At 71.9% G+C, this 23,332-nt stretch carries 18 protein-coding genes; 8 read left to right on the top strand and 10 right to left on the bottom strand.

Translation table 11 applies throughout. The features are described from left to right. Nucleotides 1-17: 17 nt before the first annotated feature. Both hemQ and hemG read right to left on the bottom strand, forming a co-directional pair. Nucleotides 18-749: a hydrogen peroxide-dependent heme synthase gene (gene hemQ, locus ACH4RC_RS01370; protein WP_398193593.1), complete on the bottom strand. Its 732-nt coding sequence runs from the start codon at nucleotides 747-749 to the stop codon at nucleotides 18-20. A gap of 4 nt (nucleotides 750-753) precedes the next feature. Beyond that, nucleotides 754-2,283: a protoporphyrinogen oxidase gene (gene hemG / locus ACH4RC_RS01365; RefSeq protein WP_398193590.1), complete on the bottom strand. Its 1,530-nt coding sequence runs from the start codon at nucleotides 2,281-2,283 to the stop codon at nucleotides 754-756. Between the two features lie 143 nt (nucleotides 2,284-2,426). On the opposite strand from hemG, the gene ACH4RC_RS01360 reads away from it, so the two are divergent. Together ACH4RC_RS01360 and ACH4RC_RS01355 are read left to right on the top strand one after the other, a co-directional pair. Then, nucleotides 2,427-3,377: a DUF4349 domain-containing protein gene (locus ACH4RC_RS01360; protein WP_398193587.1), complete on the top strand. Its 951-nt coding sequence runs from the start codon at nucleotides 2,427-2,429 to the stop codon at nucleotides 3,375-3,377. Nucleotides 3,378-3,386: 9 nt separating this feature from the next. Then, complete coding sequence (locus ACH4RC_RS01355; RefSeq protein ID WP_398193584.1) at nucleotides 3,387-4,778, top strand: FAD-dependent oxidoreductase; 1,392 nt, start codon at nucleotides 3,387-3,389, stop codon at nucleotides 4,776-4,778. A gap of 16 nt (nucleotides 4,779-4,794) precedes the next feature. On the opposite strand, the gene hemE is transcribed toward ACH4RC_RS01355, so the two are convergent. Then, a complete protein-coding gene (gene hemE / locus ACH4RC_RS01350; protein ID WP_398193583.1) occupies nucleotides 4,795-5,874 on the bottom strand; it encodes a uroporphyrinogen decarboxylase in 1,080 nt (359 codons plus the stop codon). Between the two features lie 208 nt (nucleotides 5,875-6,082). Between hemE and ACH4RC_RS01345 the strand changes: the two genes are divergently transcribed. From ACH4RC_RS01345 to ACH4RC_RS01325, 5 genes are all read left to right on the top strand, one after another. Continuing rightward, nucleotides 6,083-6,754, top strand: coding sequence for a DUF3000 domain-containing protein (locus tag ACH4RC_RS01345; protein WP_398193581.1), 672 nt, complete (start codon nucleotides 6,083-6,085; stop codon nucleotides 6,752-6,754). 279 nt (nucleotides 6,755-7,033) lie between these two features. Beyond that, on the top strand, nucleotides 7,034-7,696 hold the full coding sequence (locus ACH4RC_RS01340; RefSeq protein ID WP_361071171.1) for a response regulator transcription factor: 663 nt from the start codon (nucleotides 7,034-7,036) through the stop codon (nucleotides 7,694-7,696). A 120-nt stretch (nucleotides 7,697-7,816) separates the two neighbouring features. After that, nucleotides 7,817-9,091 (top strand): HRDC domain-containing protein, encoded by a 1,275-nt coding sequence (locus tag ACH4RC_RS01335; protein ID WP_398193580.1) that lies wholly within the window; start codon nucleotides 7,817-7,819, stop codon nucleotides 9,089-9,091. Between the two features lie 626 nt (nucleotides 9,092-9,717). Continuing rightward, a complete protein-coding gene (locus ACH4RC_RS01330) occupies nucleotides 9,718-10,944 on the top strand; it encodes a thiolase family protein (RefSeq protein ID WP_398193577.1) in 1,227 nt (408 codons plus the stop codon). Then, nucleotides 10,941-13,082 (top strand): 3-hydroxyacyl-CoA dehydrogenase NAD-binding domain-containing protein, encoded by a 2,142-nt coding sequence (locus ACH4RC_RS01325; protein ID WP_398193575.1) that lies wholly within the window; start codon nucleotides 10,941-10,943, stop codon nucleotides 13,080-13,082. Before ACH4RC_RS01330 ends, ACH4RC_RS01325 begins: the two co-directional genes overlap by 4 nt. Nucleotides 13,083-13,176: 94 nt before the next feature. Here ACH4RC_RS01325 and ACH4RC_RS01320 read toward each other — a convergent pair whose 3' ends face one another. Then, nucleotides 13,177-14,208 (bottom strand): hypothetical protein, encoded by a 1,032-nt coding sequence (locus ACH4RC_RS01320; protein WP_398193572.1) that lies wholly within the window; start codon nucleotides 14,206-14,208, stop codon nucleotides 13,177-13,179. A gap of 64 nt (nucleotides 14,209-14,272) precedes the next feature. On the opposite strand from ACH4RC_RS01320, the gene ACH4RC_RS01315 reads away from it, so the two are divergent. Then, complete coding sequence (locus tag ACH4RC_RS01315) at nucleotides 14,273-14,623, top strand: NTP pyrophosphohydrolase (protein ID WP_398193570.1); 351 nt, start codon at nucleotides 14,273-14,275, stop codon at nucleotides 14,621-14,623. 2 nt (nucleotides 14,624-14,625) lie between these two features. Here ACH4RC_RS01315 and ACH4RC_RS01310 read toward each other — a convergent pair whose 3' ends face one another. From ACH4RC_RS01310 to ACH4RC_RS01285, 6 genes are all read right to left on the bottom strand, one after another. Next, nucleotides 14,626-16,062: an ArnT family glycosyltransferase gene (locus tag ACH4RC_RS01310; RefSeq protein ID WP_398195627.1), complete on the bottom strand. Its 1,437-nt coding sequence runs from the start codon at nucleotides 16,060-16,062 to the stop codon at nucleotides 14,626-14,628. A gap of 20 nt (nucleotides 16,063-16,082) precedes the next feature. Next, nucleotides 16,083-17,621, bottom strand: coding sequence for an amino acid permease (locus ACH4RC_RS01305; protein WP_398193567.1), 1,539 nt, complete (start codon nucleotides 17,619-17,621; stop codon nucleotides 16,083-16,085). A gap of 154 nt (nucleotides 17,622-17,775) precedes the next feature. Then, nucleotides 17,776-19,704, bottom strand: coding sequence for a 1-deoxy-D-xylulose-5-phosphate synthase (dxs, locus tag ACH4RC_RS01300; protein WP_398193564.1), 1,929 nt, complete (start codon nucleotides 19,702-19,704; stop codon nucleotides 17,776-17,778). A 225-nt stretch (nucleotides 19,705-19,929) separates the two neighbouring features. Next, nucleotides 19,930-21,210, bottom strand: a complete 1,281-nt coding sequence (locus tag ACH4RC_RS01295) for a sugar ABC transporter permease (protein WP_398193562.1) — start codon at nucleotides 21,208-21,210, stop codon at nucleotides 19,930-19,932. Continuing rightward, the gene (locus ACH4RC_RS01290; protein ID WP_398193559.1) at nucleotides 21,207-21,998 is read right to left on the bottom strand and encodes an ATP-binding cassette domain-containing protein; all 792 of its coding nucleotides are present in this window, start codon (nucleotides 21,996-21,998) and stop codon (nucleotides 21,207-21,209) included. Before ACH4RC_RS01290 ends, ACH4RC_RS01295 begins: the two co-directional genes overlap by 4 nt. A 194-nt stretch (nucleotides 21,999-22,192) precedes the next feature. Then, nucleotides 22,193-23,320 carry a sugar ABC transporter substrate-binding protein gene (locus ACH4RC_RS01285; protein WP_398193557.1) on the bottom strand — a complete coding sequence of 376 codons (1,128 nt, stop codon included), beginning with the start codon at nucleotides 23,318-23,320 and terminating at the stop codon, nucleotides 22,193-22,195. Nucleotides 23,321-23,332: the final 12 nt, after the last annotated feature.

The following is a 23,332-nucleotide window of genomic DNA, read 5'->3' as shown; positions in this document are numbered from 1 at the left end:
GAGGCCCGGGGCCCGCTCTAAGCCAGGCCCGCCACCAGCTCGGCCACGCTCTTGCGGCGGCCCGTGTAGAACGGGACCTCCTCGCGCACGTGGCGGCGCGCCTCGGAGGCGCGCAGATGACGCATGAGGTCGACGATGCGGTACAGCTCGTCGGCCTCGAAGGCGAGGATCCACTCGTAGTCGCCGAGCGAGAACGAGGCGACCGTGTTGGCGCGCACGTCCGGGTAGCCGCGGGCCATCTTGCCGTGGTCGGCGAGCATCTTGCGGCGCTCGTCGTCGGGCAGCAGGTACCAGTCGTAGGAGCGCACGAACGGGTAGACCGAGACGTAGTTGCGCGGCGTCTCGTCGGCGAGGAACGCCGGGATGTGCGAGCGGTTGAACTCGGCGGGGCGGTGCAGCGCCATGTTCGACCACACCGGCTCGAGCGCGCGGCCCAGCCTGGTGCGGCGGAACAGGTTGTACGCCTCCTGGAGCTCGTCGGCGGTCTCGGCGTGCCACCAGATCATGAGGTCGGCGTCGGCGCGCAGCCCGGACACGTCGTAGGTGCCCCGGATCGTCACGTCCTTCGCGGCAAGCTGGTCGAACAGCTCCTGGACCTCGTCCGCGTAGCCCGTCCGGTCGTCCGGCAGGACGTCCTTCAGCTTGAAGACCGACCACAGGGTGTAGCGGATGACGTCGTTGAGGTCCTTGGCCAGCTTGCCCTTGTTGGGGATCCGCGCCGGGTCGGTGTTGGGGGTGTCGTCGCTCATGTCCTCATTCTCCCGCTCCGCCGTGCAGGCTCTGCACCGGGTTGGCCTTCGGCGCCACGCGCGCGCGTGAGTCGCCGCGCAGCTCGTCGGCGGCGGCGTTCGCGCTCGCGACGCACGCGGGGATGCCGACGCCGTCGTACGCGGCTCCGCACACGGTCAGCCCCGGCAGCTGTGCGACGTGCTCGCGGATGCGGGCCACGCGCGCGGTGTGGCCCACCGGGTACTGCGGCAGGCCGTCCTGCCAGCGGGTGACGTGGGCGGCGACCGGGGCGGCCGCGAGGCCGGTGGCCGCGCCCAGGTCGCGGCGGGCCACCTCGACGAGGTCGGCGTCGTCGCGGGTCAGGTCCTTCTCGTCGCCGTAGCGGCCGACCGAGGTGCGGACGACGAAGAGGTCCGGGTTCTGTTCGCCGATCCAGCCCCACTTGTGCGAGGCGAACGTGGCCGCCTTGATGGTGTGTCCGTCGACGGGCGGGACGAGGAAGCCGCTGCCCTCGGGGAGGCTGGTCTCGCTCCTGCGGAACGCCATGGTGATCAGCGCCATGGAGGCGTAGTCGATGCCGCGCAGCTCCTGGGAGGCGAGCGGCGACGCGGTGCGCAGGAGGCTGGCGGCGGCCGGGGCGGGGAGCGCGACGACGACCTGGTCGGCGGTGAAGGTGCGGCCGTTCTCGGTGACCACGCGCCACAGCGGCTCGGCGGGGGACGGCGTCCCGTTCGCCCGCAGGGTGCTGGCCCGCTCCCCCGTCAGGATCGTGCCGCCCTTGGCGCGCACCGCGTCGGCGACCGCGCCGGGCAGGGTGCCGATGCCGCCCTCGATGCCCGCGAAGACGGGCCCCGTCTGCTGGTTCCGGGCGGCGCGCTCCTGGATCGCCCGGACGGCCGCCGTCAGGGTCGGGTGGCGGCGGGCCTCCTCGAACAGCTGGGGCACGGCGCTGCGCATCGAGATGCGGTAGGCGTCGCCCGCGTAGACGCCGCCGAGGAGCGGTTCGACGAGCCGGTCGACGACCTCGCGGCCGAGGCGGGCCGCGACGTACTCGCCCACCGCGACGTCGTCGCCGATCTCCGTGGGCGGCAGCTCCGCGTCCTTGCCGATGCGGGCCAGGCCCTCGTCGGAGAGGACGCCGGCGAGGGCGTCGGCCGTGCCGGGGACGCCCATGACGTGGCCCTTGGGCATGGGGCGCAGTGCGTCGCGGGTCCAGATCGAGGCGGTCGCGGTGGACGGCGGCTGGATGCGGTCCGCGAGGCCGACCGCGCGGGCCAGACCGACCGCCTCCGGGCGGCGCGCCAGCATCGACTCGGCGCCGAGGTCGACGCGCGCGCCCGCGATCTCGCCGGCGAGGAGCTTGCCGCCGAGCCGCCCGGACGCCTCTAGGACGGTCACCTCGACCCGTTCGCCGGAGCCGGAGCCGCTGTCGCCGCCGCTGTCGCCGCCGGTGTCGAGCAACCGGTGCGCGGCCGCCAGACCCGCGATGCCGCCGCCGATGACGAGGACTTTCCGGCCCCCTGCTGTTCCCGTACCTGTGTCCGTTTCGCGCATGCCCCCACTCTCTCAGAGCCGGACGCGTGTCCCGCCGAGTCCCGACCGTGACCCGTTCGGAACCACCCGGCAACCACCGACAAGGAGCACTCCGGCGTCGTAGGGGCGTCAGAAGACCAGGACGTCCCCCGGGGGTTACGACCATGCACCTCTCTCATCCGTCCCGTACGCGGGCGCTCGCCGCGCTGCTGCTCACCGCGGTGCTCGCGCTCGCGGGCTGCACCTCGAGCGGGGACGACGGCGACTCGAAGAGCGATTACGGCGCCGGGTCGCAGCAGGACGCGGGCGGGGCCGCCGACAACGGACGCGGCAGCGGCAAGTCGGGCGCCGGATCAGGCACCTCGTCGAGCGCCAAGAAGCAGCCACCGAAGCTCACCGGCGTCCACGTCGTCCGCACGGCGAGCCTCTCCGTACGCGTCAAGGACGTGCCGGACGCGGTCGGCAAGGCGCGCACCGCCGCCGAGGACGCGGGCGGCATGGTCGGCAACGAGACGACCGACCGCGACAGCCACGGCCACGAGCGCTCACGTCTCACCCTGCGGGTGCCGCAGGACGCGTACGAGGACGTCCTCGACGAACTGTCGGGTTCGGGGCGCCTGTTGCGGCGCGCCGAGAGCGCGAAGGACGTCACCGATCAGGTCGTCGACGTGAACAGCCGCATCGCGACCCAGCGGGCGAGCGTCGCGCGCGTGCGCGAACTCATGGACCGGGCGGCCAGGTTGAGCGACGTGGTGACGCTGGAGGGCGAGCTGAGCAACCGCCAGTCGGAGCTGGAGGCGCTGCTCGCGCAACAGGCGTCCCTCAAGGACCGGACGACGCTCGCGACGATCACCATGACGCTGTCCGAGACGCCCGCGAAGGCCGTCGGCGACGACGACGGCCCCGGGTTCCTCGACGCGCTGGCGGGCGGCTGGAGCGCCTTCGTGACCGCCCTGCGGTGGGTGGTGATCGCGGTCGCGGCCGTGCTGCCGTTCGCGGCGGTCGCGGCGGTGCTCCTGTGGGTGTGGCTGCGGGTGCTGCGCCCGCGCAGGCCGCGGCGCGAGGTGCTCGCTCCGGTCCACGGGACGCAGGACGGTCCCGGGCAGCCGACGTAGCGTGGGCGCATGAGTATCGACACCCCCGCGCGGGAACGGCTTGTGGTCATCGGTGGCGACGCGGCGGGCATGTCCGCCGCGTCGCAGGCGCGGCGGCTGCGCGGCCCCGACGAGCTGGAGATCGTGGCCTTCGAGCGCGGGGACTTCACCTCGTTCTCGGCGTGCGGCATCCCGTACTGGGTGGGCGGCCTGGTGGAGAGCCGGGACGAGCTGATCGCGCGCTCGCCCGAGGAGCACCGGGCGCGCGACATCGACCTGCGGACGCGGACCGAGGTCGTGGAGATCGATGTCGCGGGGCGGCGGGTACGCGCTCGCGCGCGCGATCGCGGGACGGAAACCTGGGTGTCCTACGACAAGCTCGTCATCGCGACCGGGGCGCGTCCGCTCCGCCCCGACCTGCCCGGCATGGACGCGCCCGGGGTGCACGGCGTGCAGACGCTCGGCGACGGGCAGGCGCTGCTCGACACCCTGCGGACGGCCGGGGGCCGCAAGGCCGTCGTGGTCGGCGCCGGTTACATCGGCGTGGAGATGGCCGAGGCGCTGCTGCACCGCGGCTACGAGGTGACCGTCGTCAACCGGGGCGCCGAACCCATGTCGACCCTGGACCCGGACATGGGCCGCCTGGTCCACGAGGCGATGACGGGCATGGGCATCACGCTCGTCGACGGCGCCGAGGTGACGGAGATCCGCACCGACGACGGCGGGCGGGCGCGGGCGGTGGTCACGAAGGACGCCGAGTACCCCGCGGACGTGGTGGTGCTCGGCATAGGAGTACGCCCGGAGACCGCCCTGGCCCGCGCCGCGGGGCTGCCCCTCGGCGCGTCCGGCGGCCTGCTCACGGACCTCTCCATGCGTGTGCGGGGCTACGAGGACATCTGGGCGGGCGGCGACTGCGTGGAGGTCCTCGACCTGGTCGCGGGCCGCGACCGGCACATCGCCCTCGGCACGCACGCGAACAAGCACGGCCAGGTCATCGGGTCCAACGTCGGCGGCGGCTACGCCACGTTCCCGGGCGTCGTCGGCACGGCGGTCAGCAAGGTCTGCGACCTGGAGATCGCCCGCACGGGCCTGCGCGAGAAGGACGCCCACCGCGCCGGGCTCCGCTTCGTGACGGTGACGATCGAGTCGACGAGCCGCGCCGGCTACTACCCCGACGCGGCCCTGATGACCGTGAAGATGCTGGCCGAGCGCCGCACCGGCCGGCTCCTCGGCGTCCAGATCGTCGGCCGTGAGGGCGCCGCGAAACGCGTCGACGTGGCGGCGGTCGCGTTGACGGCAGGCATGACGGTGGACCGGATGACCGCTCTGGACCTGGGCTACGCACCGCCGTTCTCCCCGGTGTGGGACCCGGTCCTGGTGGCGGCCCGCAAGGCGGTGGCGGCGGTGCGGGCGGCGGACTGACCGCCCGTAGCGGTGGCTAGCGGGCCGTCTGCGTGTGCACGTACTCCACGAGGCGGGTCAGCGCGTCCGGGTTCGTCGTCGGGAGCACACCGTGGCCGAGGTTGAAGACGTGGCCCTCCAGGGACGACGCCGCGTCCAGGACCTCGCGGGCCTTCGTCTCGACGGCCTCCGGGGTGGAGAAGAGGACCGCCGGGTCGATGTTGCCCTGGAGCGCCTTGCCGGGGCCGACGCGGCGGGCCGCCTCGTCGAGGGGGACGCGCCAGTCGACGCCGACGACGTCCGCGCCCGCCTCGCCCATGAGGCCGAGGAGTTCGCCGGTGCCGACACCGAAGTGGACACGGGGCACGCCGTACGCCTCGACGGCCCGGAAGACCTTCTGCGAGGCGGGCATGACGGAGCGCCGGTAGTCGGCGGGCGACAGGGCGCCGACCCAGGAGTCGAAGAGCTGGACGGCGCTCGCCCCCGCCTCGATCTGGACCTTCAGGAAGGCGGCGGTGATGCCGGCGAGCCGGTCGAGGAGGTCGGCCCAGAGCTGCGGGTCCCCGTACATGAGGGCCTTGGTCCGCTCGTGGTTGCGGGACGGGCCGCCCTCGATGAGGTAGCTGGCGAGGGTGAAGGGCGCGCCCGCGAAGCCGATGAGCGGCGTCGCGCCGAGCTCGGCGGTGAGCAGGCCCATGGCCTCGGTGACGTACCAGACGTCGTCCGGGGTGAGCTCGCGGAGCTGCGCCAGGTCGGCGCGGTCGCGGATCGGGTTCGCGACGACCGGGCCGACGCCCGGCTTGATGTCGAGGTCGATGCCGATGGCCTTGAGCGGGACGACGATGTCGCTGAAGTAGATCGCCGCGTCGACCTTGTGGCGGCGCACCGGCTGCATCGTGATCTCGGCGACCAGCTCGGGCCGCATGCACGACTCCAGCATCGGGATGCCCTCGCGGACCTTCAGGTACTCGGGCAGTGAGCGCCCCGCCTGCCGCATGAACCACACCGGCGTGTGCGGCACGGGCTCGCGCCTGCACGCCTTGAGGAAGGCGGAATCCTTGACGGCGTCGTGCGTCGCTGACGGCTGCTGGCCCGTGGCCTCGGTGTTGGCACTCACACCGGAAAGTCTCGCATGACCGGGAAGTGCCACGGTTCCGGCGTCGCGGGCGGGTGTCCCTGCCCGCGTGCGGGCCCTGTTCCCCTTAACCTTCCCCGCATGGCTGCGGACCGGGGACGACGGCCGGCGGCCGGGAAGACATACGGCGACCCAGGGCGACACGGACGGGATGAGTGAATCGGTGCGGGAGGGGCAGAACGCTCGGGACATGAACGCTGCACATGAGGACGGTACGGCTCCGTCGACCCCCCTGCCCTTCCGGACGGCGGTCGACGCCTTGCGCTCCGCGCGGCTGCGCCCGGAGATCGAGATCGACCCCACGCGCCCACCGCAGCGCCTGGCCCCCTTCTCCTACGCCCTGGAGGCGACGGTCGTCGACCCGGCCGAGGACGTCGACCCGGACGACGACGTGCTGGCGGACGGGCGCCTCGTCCTGCTGCACGACCCGTCCGGGCACGAGGCGTGGCACGGCACGTTCCGTCTGGTGACCCTGGTACGGGCGGAGCTGGAGGCCGAGATGGCCGCCGATCCGCTGCTGCCCGACGTCTGCTGGTCGTGGCTGACGGGCGCCCTGGCGGCGCGCGGCCTCGCGTACGGGGAGCCGTCGGGCACGGTCACGCGCGCGAGTTCGCACTACTTCGGCGGGATCGGCGACCGCCCCGCCGCCTCGCAGATCGAGATCCGGGCGTCCTGGACGCCGCGCGAGGGGCCGGGCGGGGTGCCGGACACGGCCGCGCATCTCGCCGCGTGGTGCGAGCTGCTCTGCCAGGTCGCGGGGCTGCCCCCGGTGGCCGCGGACGAGCCCGGTCCGGCCGGGCCGGGCGGTGCGGACGGCGCCGTGGTCACACTGCCCCAGCGCCGGGGGCCCCGCCCCACCTGACCCCTTTTCAGGGATGATTTTCGGCCGCGTCGGCGAGAGCCCGGCGCGGCCGTCCCTCGTTCGAGGGACGAGCCGGTACCGCAGGGCTCCGCTTCGATTCGGTTCGATCTTCGGATGATCGATACTGTGTCTGAATTGCGTGAATTGTTACTCACCAAATCGTGATCTTTCTCTAAAGGCGGACGGGTTTGGTGCCGAAGACCTCTGTGACCTTGAAAGCACGGTTCGTCCCGGCTTCATCCCCGAGCCGGCACCGTTCCGCACCCCCCAGGAGGCCTGGTGTCCGTTCTCCTCGAGCAGCCCTCAAGCCTGGTCGCCTACCGCCCGAACAAGCCGACCGCCATGGTGGTCGTGGCCGACCCCCGCGTGCGTTCCACCGTCACCCGCCATCTGTGGGCGCTCGGTGTGCGCGACGTGATCGAGGCCTCGTCCGTCGCGGAGGCTCGTCCCCGCATCGGCAACCCCCGTGACATCTGCGTCGCCGACGTCCACCTCCCCGACGGATCCGGCCTGACGCTCCTCTCCGAAACCCGAGCCGCGGGCTGGCCCAACGGCCTCGCCCTCTCCGCCGCCGACGACATCGGTGCCGTGCGCAACGCCCTCGCGGGCGGCGTGAAGGGCTACGTCGTCACCGGCACCCGTACCAACGTAGGACTCCCCTCCCGCCCCGGCGCCGCCCCGATCGGCGCGGCGGCCGCCCGTATGCACCGCCGCCCCCCGGGCGCCCCGAGCCACCCGGGCGGCTACCGCGAACTGTCCGGACGCGAGGTGGAGGTGCTCCGCCTCGTCGCCGAGGGACAGTCCAACAAGGCCATCGGCGTCTCGATGGGCCTGTCCGCGCTGACTGTCAAGAGCCACCTCGCCCGTATCGCCCGCAAGCTCGGCACGGGCGACCGGGCCGGAATGGTGGCGGTCGCCCTGCGCACCGGCATCATCCACTGAACCCGGGCACGGCCCCCTTCGATCACCTCTGGCCGGATCTTTCCGGTTCGCATCTCTTCGGCGCCCGTCGACGGAACGTTCCGTCGACGGGCGCCGTCCGTTCACAGATACCCTTGACAGGTGACCGACGCCCAAGAGACCGCAGCAGACAGTTCACTGCGCACCACCGGAGGCGCCCCTCCGGACGACGTCGAGACGGCGCCGATCCCCCTGCTCGAACCACGCGAGGGCATTCCGCCGGTGATCGCCGACGAGGCCGCGCTCGCCGAGGTGGTCGCGGCCTTCGCCGCGGGCACCGGACCCGTCGCCGTCGACGCCGAGCGCGCTTCCGGTTACCGCTACGGGCAGCGCGCCTACCTCGTGCAGCTGCGCCGCGAGGGCGCGGGCAGCGCGCTGATCGACCCGGTCGCCTGCCCCGACCTCTCCGGTTTCGGCGCGGCGATCGCGGACGCCGAGTGGGTGCTGCACGCCGCGACGCAGGACCTGCCGTGCCTGCGCGAAATAGGCCTGGTGCCCACCGAGCTGTTCGACACCGAGCTGGCGGGGCGCCTCGCGGGCTTCCCCCGGGTCGGCCTCGGCGCGATGGTGGAGAACGTCCTGGGCTACGTACTGGAGAAGGGGCACTCGGCGGTCGACTGGTCGACGCGTCCGCTCCCCGAGCCCTGGCTGCGCTACGCCGCGCTCGACGTGGAGCTCCTCGTCGACCTGCGCGACGCCCTGGAGAAGGAGCTCGACCGGCAGGGCAAGCTCGACTGGGCCCACCAGGAGTTCGAGGCGATCGCGGCGGCGCCGCCCGCGCCGCCCCGCGTGGACCCCTGGCGGCGCACGTCCGGTATGCACAAGGTGCGGCGGCGCCGGCAGATGGCCGTCGTGCGCGAGCTGTGGACCGCGCGGGACCGCGTCGCGCAGCGCCGTGACGTGTCGCCGGGCAAGGTGCTCGGGGACACCGCGATCGTCGAGGCGGCCCTCGCGGTGCCCGCCAATGTGCACGCCCTCGCGACCCTGCCCGGCTTCGGGCACCGCATGGGCCGCCGTCAGCTGGAGCAGTGGCAGGCGGCCGTGGACCGGGCCAAGGCGCTGCCCGACTCCGAACTGCCGCAGCCGGGGCAGCAGATGGCCGGGCCGCCGCCGCCCCGCGCATGGGCGGACAAGGACCCGGCCGCAGCGGCCCGTCTCTCCGCGGCGCGGGCGGCGGTGTCCGCGCTGGCCGAGACGTTGAACATGCCGCAGGAGAACCTGATCACGCCGGACACGGTGCGCCGGGTCTGCTGGGAGCCGCCGCAGTCGGTCACCACGGACTCGGTGGCGCAGGCGCTCACCGCGCACGGGGCGCGCCGCTGGCAGGTCGAACAGGTGACTCCGGCCCTGGTCACCGCGTTGACGTCCCGCCCGTAAGCACGGACCGCCCGCCCGCCCGCCGCGCAGCCGGAATGGGCCTCGGGCCGTCCGCGGCGCCGTCGCACGCATCGTGCCCGGCCACCGGCGGTCCCAAGCACCATCGCGGCTGACCACCGGCCGTCCGCGGCGCCATCGTGGCTGACCACCGGCCGTCCGCGGCGCCGTCGTGGCTGGTCGCGCCGTTCCCCGCGCCCCTGGAGGCACGCGGCTTCGCCGCGCCTCCAGCGGGCGGTGCCAACGCATCCGGCGCCGAAGCGAGGCGGGTGCGACGCGGCGGAGCCGCACAGGACCCGCGCCGGGTTTTGCGCGGCGCATGCGCGCAGGCCGTCGGCGCGCCGCGCGCCGCTGGCCCGCGATGGCGCACGAAGTGCGCATCGCAGGGGCGCGGGGAACTGCGCGACCAGCCACGACGGCCCGCGGCCGCCCTCCGACCTCCCGGGGCAACCCGAAGCGCGCCCCCGGCCGACGTATCCCTCGCCCCGAGCGGCAGCGACAGTGTGACGTTCGCCGCTTGGGGCGAGGGGGCTGGGCAGCATGGTTACCCGCAAGTAGCATGAGGATGTGAGCGCGCGCTCAGGCGCGCGCCGTGGCAGTGCCGTCCCGCATCCTGGAGGAGAGCCATCGTGCCTCGTACCGTCAGGGACGTCGTCTTCGTCGACGGCGTCCGCACCCCGTTCGGCAAGGCGGGCCCGAAGGGCATCTACCACGAGACCCGCGCCGACGACCTCGTCGTCAAGGCCATCCGGGAGCTGCTGCGGCGCAACCCGAACCTCGACCCCGCCAAGATCGACGAGGTCGCCATCGCCGCGACCACCCAGATCGGCGACCAGGGCCTGACCCTCGGCCGCACGGCGGGCATCCTCGCCGGTCTGCCGCAGTCGGTCCCCGGCTACTCCATCGACCGGATGTGCGCCGGCGCGCTGACGGCCGTGACGACCGCCGCCGGTTCCGTCGCGTTCGGCGCGTACGACGCCGTCATCGCCGGTGGCGTCGAGCACATGGGCCGCCACCCGATGGGCGAGGGCGTCGACCCGAACCCGCGGTTCGTCTCCGAGAAGCTGGTCGACGAGTCCGCCCTGTTCATGGGCATGACCGCGGAGAACCTGCACGACCGCTACCCGCAGATCACCAAGGAGCGCGCCGACAAGTACGCCGTCGCCTCCCAGGAGAAGGCGGCGAAGGCGTACGCGAACGGCAAGATCCAGCAGGACCTCGTCCCGGTCTCCGTGCGCAACACCAACGCCGAGGTCGGCGAGGTCGGCTGGGGCCTCGTGACGGCCGACGAGCCGATGCGTCCGGGCACGACCCTGGAGAACCTCGCGGGCCTCAAGACGCCGTTCCGTACGCACGGCCGCGTCACCGCCGGCAACGCCGCGGGCCTGAACGACGGCGCCACCGCCTCGATCATCGCCTCCGAGGAGTTCGCCCGGGAGAACAACCTCCCGGTCAAGATGCGCCTCGTCTCCTACGCCTTCGCGGGCGTGGAGCCCGAGGTCATGGGCTACGGCCCGATCCCGGCCACGGAGAAGGCCCTCGCCAAGGCGGGCCTGTCCATCGAGGACATCAACCTCTTCGAGATCAACGAGGCGTTCGCCGTCCAGGTCCTCGCGTTCCTGGACCACTACGGCATCGCCGACGACGACGCGCGCGTCAACCAGTACGGCGGCGCCATCGCCTACGGCCACCCGCTGGCCTCCTCCGGCGTGCGTCTGATGACGCAGCTCGCCCGCCAGTTCGAGGAGCAGCCGGAGGTCCGCTACGGCCTCACCACCATGTGCGTCGGCTTCGGCATGGGCGCCACGGTGATCTGGGAGAACCCGCACCACAAGGACGCCGGAGGCGACAAGTGAGCACCACCACCGCTGAGCTCCTGAAGGGCGCGGCCGAGCTGTTCCCCGGCGAGGTCGTCACCTCGGCGCACGTACGCCACCTCGACCTGCCGTACGGGGCCGGACGCTTCGCCCTGATCACGCTCGACAACGGTTTCGACCACACCAAGCCGACCACCTTCGGTCCGGGCTCGCTCGCGAACCTGAACACCGCGATCGACCAGGTCGAGGCGGAGGCCGCGGCGGGCGACATCGTCGGCGTCGGCATCACCGGCAAGCCGTTCATCTTCGCCGTCGGCGCCGACCTCAAGGGCGTCGAGCTGCTGAAGAACCACGACGACGCGCTCGCCATCGGCAAGGGCGGCCACGAGGTCTTCAAGCGCCTCTCGGGCCTCGCCGTGCCGACGTTCGCGTACTACAACGGCGCCGCGATGGGCGGCGGCGTCGAGGTCGGCCTGCACTGCAAGTACCGCACGGTGTCGAAGGCGCTCCCCGCCTTCTCCCTCCCCGAGGTCTTCCTCGGCCTGGTCCCCGGCTGGGGCGGCTGCGCCCTGCTGCCGAACCTGATCGGCGCGGACCGCGCGGTCTCGGTGATCATCGAGAACTCGCTCAACCAGAACAAGCAGCTCAAGGGCGCGCAGGTCTACGAACTCGGCATCGCCGACGCGCTGTTCGAGGGCGCGGACTTCCTGGAGCAGTCGCTGCTCTGGACCGCCCAGGTGCTGAAGGGCGACGTCAAGGTCGAGCGGCCCGGCATCGACCGTGGCGAGGCGTGGGACCAGGCCGTCGCGCGCGGCCGGTCCATCGCCGACTCCAAGGTGCACGGGGCGGCCCCGGCCGCGTACCGCGCCCTTGAGATCATCGCCGCCGCGAAGAGCGGGGACCTCCAGGCCGGGTTCGACGCCGAGGACAAGGCCCTCGCCGACCTCATCATGGGCGGCGAACTCCGCGCCGGCATCTACTCGTTCAACCTCGTGCAGAAGCGCGCCAAGCGCCCTGCCGGTGCCCCGGACAAGAGCCTCGCGCGCCCGGTGACCAAGGTCGGCGTCGTGGGCGCGGGCCTCATGGCCTCGCAGCTCGCGCTCCTCTTCCTGCGCCGCCTGGAGGTGCCGGTCGTCCTGACCGACATCGACCAGGAGCGCGTCGACAAGGGTGTGGGCTACGTCCACGCCGAGATCGACAAGCTGCTCGGCAAGGGCCGCGTCAACCAGGACAAGGCCAACCGCCTGAAGGGCCTCGTCTCCGGCGTCCTCGACAAGGCCGAGGGCTTCGCCGACGCCGACTTCATCATCGAGGCCGTCTTCGAGGAGATCGGCGTCAAGCAGCAGGTGTTCGCGGAGGTCGAGGCGGTCGCCCCGGCGCACGCGATCCTCGCGACCAACACCTCGTCCCTCTCGGTCTCCGAGATGGCGTCGAAGCTCAAGCACCCCGAGCGGGTCGTCGGCTTCCACTTCTTCAACCCGGTCGCGATCCTCCCGCTCCTGGAGATCGTGCGCGGCGAGCAGACGGACGACGCGGCGCTCGCCACGGCGTTCGGCGTCGCCAAGAAGCTGAAGAAGACCGCGGTCCTCGTCAAGGACGCCCCGGCGTTCGTCGTGAACCGCATCCTCACCCGCTTCATGGGCGAGATCCAGAACGTCATCGACGAGGGCACCCCCGTCGAGGTCGCCGAGAAGGCCGTCGAGCCGCTCGGCCTGCCGATGTCGCCGCTGGTCCTCCTGGAGCTGGTCGGCCCGGCAATCGGTCTGCACGTCTCCGAGACCCTGAACCGCGCCTTCCCGGAGCGCTTCACCGTCTCGCCGAACCTCGCGGCCGTCGTGAAGGCGGGCAAGCGCGGCTTCTACGTGTACTCCGCCGAGAATGACTTCAAGCCGGAGCTCGACCCCGAGGTCGCCGCGCTCCTCGAGCAGGGCGATGTCGTCCTGACCGAGGAGCAGGTCCGTGACCGCGTCCTGGACGCCGTCGCCCAGGAGATCGGGCTCATGCTCGACGAGGGCGTCGTCGCCGAGGCGCAGGACATCGACCTGTGCCTGATCACCGGCGCGGGCTGGCCCTTCCACCTGGGCGGAATCACTCCGTACCTGGACCGGGAGGGTGTCTCGGAGCGGGTCAACGGCAAGCGGTTCCTGGCGGCCGGGGTCGCGAGCGTGCCCGCGTAACGGACCGCGTCCCGTCCCGGACGGCTGAGGGGCGTGGGGCGGCTGCGGACCGGCTGACGGCTGGTCGCGCGGCCCCCCGCGCCCCTTGCGGCGTTCAGTCCACCCCGCGCCATGCCTCGAGCGCCAGGCCCGGCTCGTCCTTGCGGCGGGTCAGGTGCATCCGGGGCGGGTTGCCGGGGACGTAGGTCGCGGCGACCACGCGGTCCGTCGCGTCCTTCGCCAGGGCGATCCGGGCGTCCGGGGGCAGGGCGGGGCCCGACTCCGACCACCAGGCGCCCGCCGGCTCCGTCTCCGTGGGGTACGCGGCGAAGGCGACGCGGCCGCTGTCCGCGCGCTGGGCGAGCAGGGTGCAGTCGACGCCGTCCAGGGAGCAGCGGATCGCCGTGACGGTGCCGGGGCCCGCCGCGTCCACGAGGCGTACGGGGGCGTCGTCGCCGCGCCACGCGCACAGGCCGCCGTCCTCGTCCGTGAAGAACAGGGTGGTCTGCTCGGGCGAGGTGGCCACGGCGCACAGGGTGTCGGGGCGGGCGGTCGCCGGGCACGGCTTCTCGTCCGGGACGGGGACGGCGCCGGGCTTCTCCTGGCGCCAGCGCAGCAGGGATTCGCCGGTGGCCGCGTACAGGGTGATCAGGCCCGACTCCCCCGTCACGGCGGCGAGTTCACCGCGTACGTCCTTGCCCTTGAGGTCGCGCCAGGGGCCCCAGCCGCCCTTCTCCTGCTGGGCGCGCATGCTCACGCCGCCGCCCCGGTTGCGGACGAAGACGTGGGCGCGGCCCTGCGCGTCGACGGCCACGGCGGGCGGGCCCGTGCGGTCCCCGGCCCGGTTCGGGTGGCCGATGGACTGCCAGTCGAGCGCGGCGAGGTGCGGCTGGAAGTGCGTGGAGTGGACGAGGCCCGACTCGCCCGGGACTGTGGGGCGCCACGACACCAGGTGGACGTAGCCCGCCCGCGCCTGGGCCAGGGCGAGGACCGGGTGCAGCCGCTGGTCGCCGCCGACCGTGCGCGGCTCGCTCCAGGCGCCGCCAGGGGCGCGTTCGGTGCGGCGGAGGACCGCGTCGCCGTCGGGGGTGAACGCGTAGGCGCAGAGCCTGCCGTCGCGTCCGCGTATCAGCCAGTCACCGTTCACCGTTCCACTTTAAGTGGCGCAGGCGAGTGCCCTCGCCGCCGCCCCTGGCACGTACGGTTCCCGCATGACGACTCTTGTGGTGGTGGACGGCGCGAACGTCGTCGGCTCCGTCCCCGACGGCTGGTGGCGCGACCGCCACGCCGCCGCCGTGCGCCTCCGCGACCGCCTCGCGCTCTACGCGAGTGAACACCCGGACGAGGAGATCGTCCTGGTCGTCGAGGGCCGGGCCCGCGGCGTCGGCCCGGTCCCCGGCGTCCGGATCGAGGAGGCCCCGGGAGAGGGCGACGACCACATCGTGGCGGTGGCCTCCGCCGCGACGGGCCCCTGCGTGGTCGTCACGGCCGACAGGGAGCTGCGCCGCAGGGCCGAGGCAGCCGGGGCGCGCTGCGCGGGGCCCCGGACGGTGTACCCGTAGCCTCAGCCCCGCCGCAGGTACACCACCGCCCCGTCCACCTCTCCCGCCCTCTCGTACGGGGCCAGGAGGCGGCGCAGCGGGCGGACGCGCTCAGGGGCGTACGGGGCGCCTCGGGAGTCGTCGACGACCAGGCGGGGCGGCCGGGCGGTGAACTCCCGGCCGAAGGCCGCCCAGGCGCCCTCCACGGCGTACTTCTCGCCCACGCTCGCCCCGTCCCTGCCCCCGCTGTAGTTCGTCAGGAGGCCCGCCGTCGGGTAGCGGGTCGCGGGGGTGCGGTCGGCCAGCCAGTACGTCTCGGGGTGTATGCCCCAGATGAGCACCGGGTCCTCGGGCGCCGTGTGCGTGCGTACCGCCTGCGCCACTTGCCGCGCGTGCGCGAGTTCGGGGCGGGGGGCCAGGGCGCCCCACGTCAGGAACAGGACGCAGCAGCAGGCGGACACGAGCAGCGCCGTGGCGCGGCGTTCGCGGGGCAGGGTGCGCAGGGCCGCCGTTCCCAGCAGGGCCAGGGGCGGTGTGAGCTGCAGGTAGTAATGGCCGAAGAAGTGGAAGCCGCAGAGGACCGCCCCGGCGGACGAGGCCAGCCAGAGCCACAGCTCCGGGGGGCCGGCCCGGGAACGCCGGACGAGCGCGGGCAGGAACCCCGCGCACGCCACCCCCAGGATCGCGGCGTTCGCCAGGCCCCGGCCGAGGGCGTGCAGTCCGGAGCCCGTGAACGTCGCGTACGAGCCCGAGCCCGTCACCGTCCAGAACAGGAACCCCGCCGGGTCCGTCACCAGCGCGGCCGTGAGGACCGGCAGCGCCGCGCCCGCCGCGCAGCGCACCACGCCCGCGCGCGGCGCCCCGCACCTCCACAGCGCCCAGGCGACCGGCACGAGCACCGCTCCACCGGTCTGCTTCGTCAGGAAGGCGCAGGCCACGGCGGTACCGGCCAGGGCCCATCGGCGCCGGTCCGCGCACCACACCGCCGCCGCTGTGCACGGCAGCATGAACACCTCGAACGTCGCCGCCTGCGCGTCCTCCGGGTTGAGCCCGATGGAGACCAGCAGGTACAGCACGCCCGCCGTGCGCCCGGCTCCACCGCCCCAGCGGCGGCGTGCGAACGACGCGAGCAGCAGGGCGGTGGCGAGGTGGGCCGCGATCGCGCAGATCCGCACCCAGGTGAGCGAGCCGGAGCCGGTGACCGCGAACACGGCCTCGTACAGCCACGGCACGAGCGGGGGTTTGCGGTCGACGACGGTCTCGTAGAGCGTGCCGCCGTGGGCGAGGAGGCGCGCCTGGACGGCGAGGTAGCCCTCGTCGGGGTTCCACAGCGGGTGCGCGAAGGACGGGAGGCGGGTGGCGACGGCGAGGAGGGCGAGCAGCGGGGCGAGCCGCCGCCAGTAGCCGCAGGCGCGGGCCCCGGCCACGTACGGTGGCGGGACCCGCGCCTCGGTGAGCACGGTGGACGGGCGGCCGAAGGTCACTTCGAGGTGCCGGCGCCCAGCCTGCTGTGCGTGCGGCCGTACACGAAGTAGATGACCAGGCCGAGCACCATCCAGGCGAGGAAGCGCAGCCAGGTCTCCACGGAGAGGTTCAGCATCAGCCACACGGACGCGGCGACCGAGGCGACGGGCAGGGCGGGCACCCAGGGCGCGCGGAAGTTGCGGTGCAGGTCGGGGCGGGTGCGGCGCAGGATGATCACGCCGAGGGCGACCACGACGAAGGCGAACAGGGTGCCGATGTTGACCAGCTTCGACAGCTCTTCGAGGGAGACGAACCCGGCGAGCAGCGCGGAGGCGACGCCGAGGATGACCGTCGAGCGGTAGGGCGTACGGAACTTCGGGTGGACGTCGCTGAAGACCTTCGGCAGGAGCCCGTCGCGGCTCATGGCGAAGAAGACGCGGCCCTGGCCGAGCAGCAGGATCATGACGACGGTGACGAGGCCGATGATGGCGCCGAAGTTGATGAGCCCGGCCCAGAAGGGCTGGTCGATGGCCTTGAACGCGTCGGCGAGCGGGGCGTCCGCGCTGAGGGTGCTGTACTTCTGCATGCCGGTGACGACGATGGAGACGGCCACGTACAGGGCGGTGCAGATGGCGAGCGAGCCGATGATGCCGCGCGGCACGTCCTTGGCGGGGTCGATGGTCTCCTCGGCGGCGGTGGCGACGACGTCGAAGCCGATGTACGCGAAGAAGACGATGGCGGCGGCGGTGAAGATGCCCATGACGCCGAAGGCCGACGGGGTGTAGCCGAAGATCGATTCGAGGAGCGTCGCGCTGAGCCCGGAGCCGCCGGAGACCTCCTGCTTCGGCGGGATGAACGGCTGGTAGTTGGAGCCGACGATGTGGAAGCTGCCGACCGCGATGATGATCAGGACGACGAGCACCTTGATGGCGACGACCACCGACGTGACGTGCGCGGAGAGCTTGACGCCCACGACCAGGACGCCGGTCATCACCAGGATGAGCAGCGCGGCGGCGATGTTGAAGCCGAACTTCCCGTCCTGCGGGCCGACGAGCACGGCGGGCAGTGGGATGCCCCAGCTGTCCAGGAGCGACTGGACGTAGCCCGCCCAGCCGACGGCGACGGTGGCGGCGCCGAGCGCCAGCTCCAGGACGAGGTCCCAGCCGATGATCCAGGCGACGAACTCGCCGAGCGAGGCGTAGGCGAAGGTGTACGCGGATCCGGCCACCGGGACGGTGGAGGCGAACTCGGCGTAGCAGAGCGCGGCGAGCGCGCAGACGATGCCCGCGACGACGAAGGCGAGGGCGACGGCGGGGCCCGCGTAGTCCTTGGCGACGGTGCCGGTGGTGACGAAGATGCCCGCGCCGATGACGACGCCGACACCGAAGACCGTGAGGTCGAGGGCGGACAGCGATTTGTTGAGCTTGTGCTCGGGCTCCTCGGTGTCCTGGATGGACTGTTCGATGGACTTCGTTCTGAACAGCCCGCTGCGTGCGCGTGGCGCCTCTGGCTGGGTTGACACCGGCCTACCTCCGTCGTCTGTCGTCCCCGACATGATCCGGACAAGTAACCGCCGACCGGCTGATCAGTCCTGCGCGTTCACGCGAAAGAGCGCGGGGCCGGACCACCCTTTGGGTGATCCGGCCCAATGTTCGCGGCTGACCCGCCGTCGTGACTGGTCGCGCAGTTCCCCGCGCCCCTGACGGGGCTCAGTCCCTGGCCGGCTCCATCTCCTCCTGCGCGGAGCGATTACGCTCGTTGCGGCCGTCCAGCTTCGCCACAAGACCCGTGACCTGCCGGGCGATGTCCGGCGCGGTGAGCCCGATCTCCGCCATGACCTCCTTGCGGGAGGCGTGGTCGAGGAAGCGCGGCGGGATGCCGAAGTCACGCAGCGGCACATCGACCCCCGCGTCCCGCAGCGCCTGCGCGATCGTGGAGCCGACACCGCCGACGCGGGAGTTGTCCTCGACGGTGACGACGACGCGGTGGCGCTCGGCGAGCGGGGCCATCGCCTCGTCGACGGGCTTGACCCAGCGCGGGTCGACGACGGTCGTGGTGATGCCCTGCTTGTCGAGGAGGGCGGCGATCTCCAGGCACATGGGGGCCAGCGCGCCGACGGAGACGAGCAGCACGTCGGGCCGGTCGCTGCCGGGCTCGCGCAGGACGTCCATGGAGCCGACCGTGCCGACGGCCTCGACGGCGGGGCCGACCGCGCCCTTGGAGTAGCGCACGACGGTCGGCGCGTCGTCGACCTGGACGGCCTCGCGGAGCTGGGCGCGGACCTGGTCGGCGTCGCGCGGGGCGGCGATCCTGAGGTCCGGGACGACCTGGAGGATCGACATGTCCCACATGCCGTTGTGCGAGGCGCCGTCGGTGCCGGTGACACCGGCCCGGTCCAGGACGAAGGTGACGCCGCACTTGTGCAGGGCCACGTCCATCAGGAGCTGGTCGAAGGCGCGGTTGAGGAAGGTCGCGTAGACGGCGAAGACGGGGTGCAGGCCACCGGCGGCGAGGCCCGCCGCGCTGGTCGCGCCGTGCTGCTCGGCGATGCCGACGTCGTAGACGCGGTCGGGGAACTTGTCCGCGAACTTCTTCAGGCCGACCGGCTGGAGCATGGCCGCGGTGATCGCGACGATGTCCTCGCGCTCCTCGCCGAGCCTGACCATCTCGTCGCCGAAGACGGAGGTCCAGTCGGCGCCGGACGCCTTGACCGGCAGGCCGGTGTCGGGGTGGATGGGGCCGATGCCGTGGAAGCGGTCCGCCTCGTCCTGGAGGGCGGGCGTGTAGCCGCGGCCCTTCTCGGTGAGGCAGTGCACGATGACGGGCCCGCCGAAGCGCTTGGCGCGGGTCAGCGCCGACTCCAGGGCCTCGATGTCGTGGCCGTCGATCGGTCCCACGTACTTCAGGCCGAGGTCCTCGAACATGCCCTGCGGGGCGATGAAGTCCTTGAGGCCCTTCTTGGCGCCGTGCAGGGTCTCGTAGAGCGGGCGGCCGACGACCGGGGTGCGCTCCAGGAGGTCCTTGCCGCGGGCGAGGAAGCGCTCGTAGCCGTCGGTGGTGCGCAGGGTGGCCAGGTGGTTGGCGAGGCCGCCGATGGTGGGCGCGTAACTGCGCTCGTTGTCGTTGACCACGATGACGAGCGGGCGGTCCTTGGCGGCGGCGATGTTGTTCAGCGCCTCCCAGGCCATGCCGCCGGTGAGCGCGCCGTCACCGATGACCGCGACGACGTGGTCGTCCGTGCCCCGGACCTCGTTGGCCTTGGCGAAGCCGTCGGCCCAGCCGAGGACGGTGGAGGCGTGGCTGTTCTCGATGACGTCGTGCTCGGACTCGGCCTGCGAGGGGTAGCCGGAGAGGCCGCCCTTCATCTTCAGCTTGGAGAAGTCCTGGCGTCCGGTGAGCAGCTTGTGCACGTAGGACTGGTGGCCCGTGTCCCACAGGACCTTGTCCCTCGGGGACTCGAATACCCGGTGCAGGGCGATGGTCAGCTCGACGACGCCGAGGTTGGGGCCGAGGTGGCCGCCGGTCTTGGAAACCGCGTCGACGAGGAAGGTCCGGATCTCTCCTGCCAGCTGGTCCAGCTGCTCCAGGCTGAGCCGGTCCAGATCGCGCGGTCCCGTGATGCGGGTCAGCAGCGGCACCCGTGCCTCCTTGCGATAGAGCTGTGAGTAGCTGGTTGAGCCGTTCGAGTTTGCCGGGCTTGTCGAGTCTAATGTTCCGCTCCCGGTCTCGGCGGGCGGGACGGGCGTTCGCCGCCACACGTTCGGCCGACCGGCGCTCTCCGCGCACATGACTGCGCCCGGCGTCGTCCTTGACGCCGGGCGCAGTCAGTCCAGGTGAACCCGGGTGAACCGGGTCGGAAGCGGTCAGGCGCGGCCGGACGACTTCTGGGTCTTGCGGCTGATCGAGTCGATGACGACCGTGGCGAGGAGCACACCACCGGTGATCATGTACTGGATCGGGGTGGCGATGCCCTGGAGCGCCAGGCCGTACTGGATCGAGGTGATCACCAGCACACCGAGCAGCGCGTTCCACGTGCGGCCCCGGCCGCCGAAGAGGCTGGTGCCGCCGATGACGGCCGCGGCGATGACGTTCATCAGGAGGTCGCCGGCGCCGGCGCTCTGGTTGGCCGCCGCGATCTTGGAGGCCCAGAAGAGACCGCCGACCGAGGCGAACAGGCCCGCGATGGCGAAGACGGAGACCCGCACCGCGGTGACGTTGATACCGGCGCGGCGCGACGCCTCGACGCTGCCGCCGAGCGCGAAGACCTTGCGCCCGTAGGAGGTGCGGCGCAGCACGAAGTCGGAGCCGACCAGGACGATCGCGAAGAGCAGCACCGCGAGCGGCAGGCCCTTGTACTGGTTGAAGATGATCGCGACACCGAACGCGGCGATCGCGAGCAGCACCGTGCGCAGGATGATGTCGCTGAGCGGCCGGGAGGGGATGCCCGCGGCCTCACGGCGCCGGTTGCCCAGGAAGGTCGGCACGAAGTAGGCGACGACCGCGACGACGGCCAGGCCGTAGGCGGCGGCGACGTCGGAGAAGTAGTAGTTCGTGAGGTTGCCGACGACGCCTTCGCTGTCGATGTTGATCGTGCCGTTGGAGCCCAGGATCTGGAGCATGAAGCCGTTCCAGAACAGCAGGCCCGCCAGGGTCACGGCGAAGGCGGGGGCGCCTATTCGGGCGAAGAAGAAGCCGTGGATGGCGCCGATGACGGCACCGGCCGCGAGGGCGGTGAGCACGGCCAGCCACTCGTTGACCCCGTGGGTGATGCTCATCACGGCCATGATCGCCGAGGAGACACCGGAGACGGAGCCGACCGAGAGGTCGATCTCGCCGAGCAGCAGCACGAAGATGATGCCGACGGACATCATGCCCGTGGCGACCATGGCGACGAAGATGTTGTTGAGGTTCTGCGCGCCCAGGAAGGCCGAGTTCAGGCTCTGGAAGATGACGCAGATGGCGATCAGGCCGATGACGACCGGGATCGCGCCGAGGTCGCCGCCGCGCAACTTGCGCTTGAACTCGCCCAGGTAGCCCGCGAAGCCCTGCTCGCGCACGAGGAGGCGCGGGTCGACGGCGGTCACGGTGGCGCCCGCCGCCGCGGGGGCGGCGTCCACGGGGGCTTTGGTCTTGTCGATGCTCACTTCTGAGCCTCCGCGTTGCTGCGCGCCGCACGACGGGTCACGGCGTTGTCCGTGGCGCCGGTGATGGCGGAGATGATCTCTTCCTGCGAGGTCGACTTGACCTCGAACACACCGTTGTTGCGGCCGAGCCGCAGGACGGCGACCTTGTCGGCGACGGCCTTCACATCGGCCATGTTGTGGCTGATGAGGATGACCGCGTGGCCGCGCTCGCGCAGGCGCTCGACGAGGTCGAGGACCTGGGCGGTCTGCTCGACGCCCAGGGCGGCCGTCGGCTCGTCGAGGATGACCAGCTTGGGCTCGCCGAGCATGGAGCGGGCGATGGCCACCACCTGGCGCTGACCGCCGGAGAGGGAGGCGATCGGGATGCGCACGCTCGGGATGCGGATCGAGAGGGTGTTCAGGAGCTCGCGCGAGCGGCGCTCCATCTCGATCTCGTCGAGGACGCCTCGGCGCTTGATCTCGCGGCCCAGGAACAGGTTGCCGACGACATCGATGTTGTCGCACAGCGCGAGGTCCTGGTAGACGGTCGCGATGCCCAGGTTCTGGGCGTCGTGGGGGCGGTTGACCGCGACGGCCTTGCCGTCCCACTCGATGACACCCTCGTCGATGGGGTGCACCCCGGCGATCGTCTTGACCAGGGTGGACTTTCCGGCACCGTTGTCGCCGACCAGGGCGACCACCTCACCGGCGTGGACCTCAAGCTCTACATCGGTGAGCGCCTGGACGGCACCGAATCGCTTGGAGACCCCGCGCAACGCCAGCACGGGCGTAGCGGACACGTGAACCATCTCCTTCGCCGCCAAAGGCCTGACCCGGCGGGAGGTTGAACAGAAGTGAAGACTGAGGGGGGTGTTCCGTCCGGCGCCCCGCCGTCTAGCTTGCGGGGCTGTTTGCGGCGGGGCGCCGGACGTGCACGCGCGGGAGCGCTACCGGAAGGGGCGCGCGGGTCCCGTGCGGGACAAAGGGGTTACTTCGGGGGTGGTTACTTCAGACCGATCTTGTCGCAAGCGGCCTTGTACTTGGCGGTGCAGATCTCGTCGAGGGTGTAGTAACCCTCCTTGACGACCGTGTCCTTGATGTTGTCCTGCGTCAGGGAGACGACCGGGACGATGACCGCGGGGACACCCTTCTCGGTGCCGCTGTCGACGGTGCCGGTGGCGATGGAGCTGTCCAGCTTGCCGTCCTTGGCGATCGAGACGGCCATCTTGGCGACGGTCTCGGCCTCCTGCGGGTACGACTTGAAGACGCTCATGTACTGGTCACCGGTGATGATGCGCTGCACACCGGCGAGCTCGGCGTCCTGGCCGGTGACCGGCGGGAGCTTGGACAGGCCCGCGGCCTTCAGGGCGGTGATGGAGCCGCCCGCCATGCCGTCGTTGGCGGAGTAGACGCCGGCGATCTTGTCCTTGCCGACCGCGGAGATGGCGCCCTCCATGTTGGCGTTGGCGTTCTCCGGCTTCCACTCCTTGGTGTCGTACTCCTTGGCGATCGTCACCTTGCCGTCGAGGACGGAGTGGGCGCCTTCCTTGAACTGGGCGGCGTTCGGGTCGGTGACCGCGCCGTTCATCATGACGATCTTGCTGCTCTTGGTGGCCTTGGAGCCCATGGCCTTCAGGAGCGCCTCGCCCTGCGTCTTGCCGACCTCGACGTTGTCGAACGAGGTGTAGGCGGAGATCGGGCCCTCGGCCAGGCGGTCGTACGCGACGACGGGGATGCCCGCGTCCTTGGCCTTCTTGACGCCGTTGGCGACGGCCTTGTAGTCGACCGCGTCCAGGATCAGCACGTCGACCTTCTTGGTGATCATCGTGTCGATCTGCTGCGACTGGAGGGTCGCGTCCTGCTTGGCGTTGAGGTACTCGAGCTTGCCCTTGCCATTGGTCAGCGTGGATATCTGCTTCTCAATGATCGGCTTGTCGAACTTCTCGTAGCGCGCGGTCTGGTTCTCCGGCAGCAGCAGGCCGACGGTGATGTCGTCGCCCTTCTTGCCGGTCGAGGCCTTGTCGCCGCTGTCGTCGCCCTTGGACTCCTTGGCGGAGCCACAGGCGGCGAGCGAGACGGCCATGGCGGTGGCACAGAACGCAACGGCGGCACGACGCATACGCGTGTTCACTTCAGAAACCTC

This window comes from Streptomyces sp. NPDC016845 (assembly GCF_044332585.1).
GTDB lineage: Bacteria > Actinomycetota > Actinomycetes > Streptomycetales > Streptomycetaceae > Streptomyces.
The sequence above is the reverse complement of the archived record's forward strand: the minus strand, read 5'-3'. Positions and strand labels throughout refer to the sequence as shown.